Here is a 320-nt window from a genome sequence, read left to right as displayed (position 1 = left end):
GCCAGTCGACCACGCGAACCCCGAAAACAGGTTACTTATTCCACGCCAAATCCGCGCTCGAAGCGACAGTAGCTTCCTCTTCGACTAACAGAACACGCATGACGCTACCCACATTCGGGAGTCTTCATACTCGCTCCAGGATACCGAGCCTTTAACACGCGTCCCCTCTTTTAAGTGCTTGGTGACGACCCGCTCCGCCCACTGCTCGACCGTCAGATCGGGGCCAGTGAGACATAGCACGCCGATGCTGACCGTCGCGCTGCCCTGTGCAGTCCAGCGCTGCCAGTTGGCAAGGGCGTCGGCCGCCCGCAGATCGCCAG

Annotated in this window: 1 pseudogene; it reads right to left on the bottom strand. The window is 60.6% G+C overall.

Annotated features, from left to right (window positions below):
* Positions 1 to 84: 84 nt before the first annotated feature.
* Positions 85 to 320: pseudogene (locus MKK84_RS02355) on the bottom strand (hypothetical protein); the annotation flags it as partial.

This window comes from Methylobacterium sp. E-065 (assembly GCF_022829605.1).
GTDB lineage: Bacteria > Pseudomonadota > Alphaproteobacteria > Rhizobiales > Beijerinckiaceae > Methylobacterium.
Note: the sequence above shows the minus strand (reverse complement) of the source record. Positions and strands in the feature narration are given on the sequence as shown.